The sequence below is a fragment of the Bifidobacterium simiiventris genome (genome assembly GCF_019331715.1).
In the GTDB taxonomy this organism is placed as follows: domain Bacteria; phylum Actinomycetota; class Actinomycetes; order Actinomycetales; family Bifidobacteriaceae; genus Bifidobacterium; species Bifidobacterium simiiventris.
The window spans coordinates 1-1,267 of record NZ_JAHBBG010000034.1; the positions used below are offsets into that span (position 1 = coordinate 1).

2 protein-coding genes are annotated in these 1,267 nt (G+C 56.6%); both read right to left on the reverse strand.

All coding sequences use genetic code 11. The features are described 5' to 3' along the window. Positions 1-82 precede the first annotated feature (82 nt). Positions 83-274, reverse strand: a complete 192-nt coding sequence (locus tag KIH76_RS11485) for a hypothetical protein (RefSeq protein WP_219070789.1) — start codon at positions 272-274, stop codon at positions 83-85. Positions 275-434: 160 nt separating this feature from the next. Next, on the reverse strand, positions 435-1,127 hold the full coding sequence (locus KIH76_RS11490; RefSeq protein ID WP_219070792.1) for a hypothetical protein: 693 nt from the start codon (positions 1,125-1,127) through the stop codon (positions 435-437). Positions 1,128-1,267 lie beyond the last annotated feature (140 nt).

A 1,267-nucleotide genomic window follows, 5' to 3' on the forward strand; every position in this document is an offset into this window, starting at 1 on the left:
CGACGGGCGAGGGGCTTCCGCAACATGGACTACTTCGCCACCATGATCTACCTGACCTGCGGCAAACTCGACCTCAAAGCCGTCACCACCACCTGACCATCACCCACCACAAACAGCGAATAGCCTTATTAATCTTGATCTGCAACGTCGACGACGTTCCCGAACCGGCCGTATTGTCGCCATCCGCGACCGCGGTGAGCGGGGCGGTGAGGCCGGTGACGAGCATCGCCACGGCGGCCACGAGGCCGAGAATGGCCTTGCCTAACTTCTTCATGATTACTCCTTTGAGTGATCTTCCTTGATTTTTGGGTTAAGTTTTGAAATCTTTTGGAGGGTGGTCTCGTAACGTTCCGTTGCTTTGGCACTCCCCCGGTCATGCTTCGCGCTTGGGATGAAGGTTTATGGGTCGAAGCCTCCCTTCGATGTGGGGCAATTCATTGGCACCGCCTCCCGACCATCAGGGCCAGACCGGCCGCCGTCACGATCCCCGTCAACGCATGTGCGCCCTTAGACGGTGTATTGACGGGAACCGAAACGATCGCGGCATCAGCCATATCGTTCGACTTGGTGCCGGATCGCACAGACATATCGATTACGGCATCGACGCATGCCACATCATGATCATTGGACCGCAGCTCGGCCGTCGTGTCGATATGCGGCGACGAGATCGTCGGATCGAAAGCACCGATTTCGCGCTGATCGTTGTTCCACGCATACGACTGCCCGGCGCACGCGTTCTTCATCAAGACACCGCCATTGGTGCCGTCGAACGTACCGGTTTGCATATGCCGAATAGCCGAGTTCGTGCCATCGGCGACAGGCGAGAAGCCGACGGCGAGCCGCATCATCGCGGCGTCGCGATTACGATACCCCCCCCGTGCGGGTTTCTCTTGAGTCCGTGCATCCGTCTCTCCTCCGGGCTTGCCGAACGGTGCCGCCCTCGGCTTGTCACAACTTCTACGACTGCGCACCAGCATAATGCTAATGTTTGCAGTTTGCAAACCTTCGCAGTCAGAATCGACAAACAAGTGAACGCAAACATCGTAATAACGCCAAGGTTTTCCACGTTTTTGACTAATTGGCGTGTCGTGTTTACGTTTGCAATGTTTTTCTGCAAACGTCCGCATAGTGAACCCCATAATGCAGTTACGAACGAGCCATTTTCAAACGATCACAAACGTTTGCAATCCCTAAAACCGCACATCAGCCGCTCAACGCGCTCGCCCATCACCCCGTTCGACGCCCCAGCCAACACCCCGCCCGGCAC